Genomic DNA, 5,264 nt, shown 5'->3' with positions numbered 1-5,264 from the left:
GACATATGGTCTAATCATCGCACCCGTGACCGAAGCGTTACCTACGCCACAGTGTCGTGGTCGAGCCCGGCTCGGCAGCCGGCAACCTCGCGCGTCATGTCCACCACTCCTTCGTTGTTACGTGCACGCGGACGTCGTCCGGCAAGTCCGGAACATCGGCCACGGCACCCGCTGTCAGCACCACGTCGGACAGATCCTCCGCGATGTCGTCACCGAGTTCGGCGAGCACGGTCGCCGGGACGAACCCGTGCGTCACCCAGTCGTTGGCGAATACGTCGCCGACATCGTCTGCAGACTCTGCCTCGGCGAGTACCATCGCCGCTCCACTGGTCGCCGTTAGCAGGAATTCGAGCACCTGGAACCGCTCGTCGGCGCGGTGCAGGAAGGTCCGGCTTTCCTCGTCCAATCCGTAGGCACGCCGTGCCTCGCCGAGGATCGACGCGAGCTGCCCATGCGTCACAGTAGCCGCGGGCGGAGTGCCCGTGACAAAGACCACGTGGTCGGCGGTCAGCTGGGCGCGACGGTGCGCGTACGACACCGGCCGGGCGTCCTGGGCCGCGATCTGTTCGGCAGTTGCCGAATCGTCGATCACCAGCTGGACCGGGCCCTCCGCGATCGGCGCGAACTTCGTCGTCGTCGCAACGACGCTTGCGCCGGCAGCGGAGACCGAGTCTCGCAGCGATTCGGCATCCCGGGTCGGATCCAGGAGCAAGAACGCCGCCCCGGTCTTGGCGACCGCCCACAGCGCTTCGACTGCCGCCTCCGAGCGTGGCAACACGACTGCGACTACGTCGCCCGGTCCGGCGCCGCGTCCGATCAGTTCCCGCGCGAGCCGCGACGAGCGGCGGTCGAGTTCCGCGTACGAAACCTCGTCCTCGCCGCGGACGAACGCCGGCGCGCCGGGATCCTGCTCGACGATCTCGGCCAGCATCGCCGGCAGGGTATCCGAGGCCGTCATCGAGACCGGTGGAGCACCCGCATCAACGCCACCGGTGCCCACCCCACCGGCACCGAGCGCATCGAGTTCGCTTTCGTCGACGAGGTCGATATCGCGCACTCGACCGTCAACGTCTTCCACGAACGTGTCGAGTATCCGACGCAGTCGGCGGGCGAGTGTCTCGATCTCTGTTCTGCCGAACACGGCGAGGTCGTACTTGAGGCCGAGGTCCAGTTGCGCCCCGGCGACAGTGGCGAGCAGTCCGATTGGGTAGTGCGATCCGTCGAGTACCTCGACGCTGTTGACCTGCAGTCCGTCCAGCGCGGATCCAGCCTCGCTGAGCGCTGAATGGTCGATCGGGTAGGACTCGAAGACGACCAGCGTGTTGAACAACTCGCCGACACCGGCCGCGTGATGAATCTCGGTCAGGCCGACGTAGTGATGCTCGAGCAGGTCGGCCTGCTCGGACTGCAACTGTCCCAACAATCCCGCCACCGTGGCGTCGGCAGCGATGCGGACCCGGACCGGGATGGTGTTGATGAACAAACCGACCATCGACTCGACCCCGGCCAAGTCGGCCGGACGGCCGGAGACCGTGGCACCGAATGCGACATCGGACTGCCCGGTCATCCGTCCGAGCAGGATCGCCCACGCCGCCTGAACCATCGTGTTGAGCGTGACGCCCAGCCCGCCCGCGGTCTCGGTGAGGCGCACCGTCTCGGCCTCGGTGAATTCGATGCTCACCCGGTCGATGCCGCTTTCGGTGTGCTGTCGCGACACCGACTCGAGCATCGTCGGTCCCTCCACGCCGTCGAGCGCGTGCGCCCAGGTGTCGAGCGAGCGCTGCTTATCCTGCGCGGCCAGCCACACCAGGAAGTTGCGGTAGTCGCGGACTCGCGGCAGCACCGACAGGTCGCCGCTGACGGCGTAGAGCACCAGCAGGTCGCGCATCAGAAGAGGCATCGACCAGCCGTCGAGCAGGATGTGGTGCACGGTGACACCCAACTGCCAGGCGTCGTGGCCGGTGCGGATCAGCGTGAACCGAACCAGCGGCGGACGGGTCATATCGAACCCGTCGGCCTGATCCGCAGCGAGGGTGCGACGTGCGCGCTCGGCCCGGTCACCCTCCGCGACACCGGTCAGATCCACCTCGCGCCACGGCACGTCGACCCGGCCCAGCACGAGCTGTACCTCGGTCCCTGCCGCGTCGGTCGCGAACGCGGTCCGCAGGTTCGTGTACCGCTCCGTCAACGCCTGCGCCGCCGAGCGCAGTCGTTCGGCGTCGAGGTAGCCGCCGAGGTGCAGGGTCGCCTGCATCGTGTAGACATCGGCGGCGGCGCCCTCGGTGAGCATGGTTTGGAACCGGAGGCCCGACTGCAGCGGCGAGAGCTGCCACACGTCGGTCAGATTCGGGTAGCGCTGCTCCCAATCATCGATATCGCCCTGACCCACCGCGACGAGCGGCAGATCCGACGGCGTCAGGCCACCTGCGTTTGGTGCCGCACTGTGCGCGGCCAGTCCGGCCAGTGCTTGACCCCACAGATCCGCGAGTTCCTGCACATCGGCACGGTCGATCACGCCGGGTGCGAAGGTGAAACCGGCACCCAGGACGCCGTCGTCGCCAACGATCGCGTTGATGTCGATCACCGCTTGCGCGGGAATGGTCGACTCTACCTCGGAGGTCAGCGCACCGAGGGCCGCCGTCAGTCCCCAGCCGATATCGGCCAGTGCCGTCGGCACCTCGGCACCGCCGACTCGGCCCAGGTAGTTGAAACTGACCTGTCCATGCGGCAGTTCGGCGAGCGCACGACCCTCGGGATTGAACTGACGCAGCAGCCCGTAGCCCATGCCGCGATCCGGGATGGCGAGAAGCTGCTCCTTGACCGCCTTGACGACCTCGCCGGCGGCGACACCGCCATTGAAGGCCTCGGCCACATCGATTCCGGCCAGATCCGCGCGCACCGGGTACGAGCTGGTGAACCAGCCCACCGTCCGGGACAGGTCCGCGCCCGGGATCAGCGTCTCTTCTCGACCGTGGCCCTCCATGCGCAGTAGCGCCGAGGAAAGGTCGAGACCCCGATTGCGACGCCACGTCACCAGCGCCATCGCCAACGCGGCCAGCAGTCCGTCGTTCACGCTGGCGCGGTACAACTCCGGCAGATCGCGGAGCACGGCATCGGTGACCTCGGCGGGAACCTCGACCGTGACCCGGTCGCTCGTCGCCTCGATATCGATCACCGGATCCAGCGCCCGCGAACCCAGCAATGGATCCTCGACGTCGAGCAGATTCCGCCACAGCTCGAGTTCTGCGGACCGGCCCGCCGTCACTGCTTCCTCGGCCAGGGCATGCGTCCAGCGGCGCATCGACGTACCGACCGGCGCCAGCGAAACCGGCTGACCAGCGATCAGCTGCGACCACGCAATTGCCATGTCCGGCACAAGAATTCGCCACGAAACACCGTCGATCACGAAGTGGTGGCCCACGATGTAGAGAATCCCGTGCCGGTCAGCACCCACAGCGGCATGGGCAGTGCCTTCGGCACTGACGTCGGCGTCGGCCGTGCCTTCATCACTGAAGTCGAACCACAGGAAGCGGATCAGATCACCGGTCTGCGGATCGAGTTCGCGCAACGCCTCATCGGTTGCCTTCGACGCCACCGCGCTCAACTCGGCGTCCTCGATGGTTGCGGACACCGGGTAGTGCCGGATCCAGTCCGCCACATCGACCGACCCGGCCGGACGCGCCTCGAAAACCCACTCACCGGTCTCGTCACGATCCAGCGTGGCCCGGAGCATGTCGTGCTGATCCACCACCGCAGCGATCGTTGCCCGCAACAGTTCGGCATTCATCGAAGCCGGAATCTGCACCGGCACAGCCTGATTGAACGTGCGGTAGTCGCCACCACCGGCGAGGAAGCCCGCCATCACCGGCGTCAGCGGCATCGGGCCCACACCGGCACCCGGCAGCTCCTCGAGCCGCTCCACGACAGCAGTGCCGTCATCGAACACCGCGACCTCGGCCAGAGCCGCCACCGTGCGCTGCTCGAAAACATCACGCGGCGTGAACCTGATGCCGCGCGCGCGGGCGCGCGAGACGAACTGGATCGAGACGATGCTGTCGCCACCAAGGGCGAAGAACGAATCGTCGACACTGACCGACGCCAGACCCAAGACCTCGGCCATGACCTCGGCAATCCCCTGCTCGAGGGGGCTCGACGCGGCGCGGAACTCCACCGACTCGAACACCGGCTCCGGCAACGCCTTGCGATCGAGCTTGCCGATCGGCGTCAGTGGCACTTCCTCGATCACCACGAACGCCGACGGCACCATGTGCCCGGGCAACCGGTCCCCGACGAACCCGGCCAGCACGCTCGAGTCGATCGTGCTGCCCGGTGCGGGCTGCACGTAGGACACGAGAACCGTGGCACCCGATTCCAGTGCACGACCCAACGTCACCGCGAACTGCACCGACTCGTGCGAGGCGAGCACCGCGTCGATCTCACCGAGCTCGACACGGAAACCACGGATCTTCACCTGGAAGTCGGTGCGTCCCACGAACTCGAGCTCGCCATCGCGACGCCACCGCACCAAGTCGCCGGTGCGGTACATCAATTCACCGTCGGCGAGGTACGGGTTCGCCACGAACCGGCCGGCGGTCAAATCAGCCCGCGCGTGATAGCCACGCGCGAGCCCGCTGCCGGACAGATACAGCTCGCCGGCCACGCCGACCGGCACCGGGTGGAGCCGACCATCGAGCACCAGCGCGGACGTACCCGTAACTGGAGTACCAATCGTGACCGGGCGAGCCGGATCCAGCTCCGCGTACGACGAGATGATCGTGGTCTCGGTCGGGCCGTATCCATTCAGGAATCGACGCCCCGGCGCCCAGCGCGCCACCAACTCCTGCGGCACGGCATCTCCACCGGCCTGCACCATCGCAAGCTCCGGCAACGCCGCCGGATCGATCGTGCCCAGCACCGCCGGGGTGATGATCGTGTGCGTGACGCGCTCTGCGGCGAGGAACTCGGTCAGCTCCACACCACCGATCACTCCGGCGGGAACGATCACCAACGTCGCACCACGCGAGAACGCCGAGGTCCACTCCAGCACCGACGGATCGAAACTCGGCGAGCACACATGCAGGAACCGCGAATCCGGGGTCACGCCATACAAACCGGCGCCGTGCTGCGTCAGGGCCGCCAGGCCGGCGTGGGTCACCGCAACGCCCTTCGGGCGTCCCGTCGAGCCCGAGGTGTAGATCATGTACGCCGTGTTGTCCGGGCGAACCGGCGACACCGGCACAGGGCGGGTCGCCTCGTACCCGGCG

1 protein-coding gene is annotated in these 5,264 nt (G+C 67.4%); it reads right to left on the bottom strand.

Going from position 1 to position 5,264, the window contains the following annotated elements; translation table 11 throughout:
* Positions 1-94: 94 nt before the first annotated feature.
* Positions 95-5,233 carry a non-ribosomal peptide synthetase gene (locus tag A8G08_RS11625; protein WP_245672789.1) on the bottom strand — a complete coding sequence of 1,713 codons (5,139 nt, stop codon included), beginning with the start codon at positions 5,231-5,233 and terminating at the stop codon, positions 95-97.
* Between the last annotated feature and the right edge of the window lie 31 nt (positions 5,234-5,264).

Origin of the sequence: Aldersonia kunmingensis, assembly GCF_001646865.1 — a bacterium.
GTDB lineage: Bacteria > Actinomycetota > Actinomycetes > Mycobacteriales > Mycobacteriaceae > Aldersonia > Aldersonia kunmingensis.
Note: the sequence above shows the minus strand (reverse complement) of the source record. Positions and strands in the feature narration are given on the sequence as shown.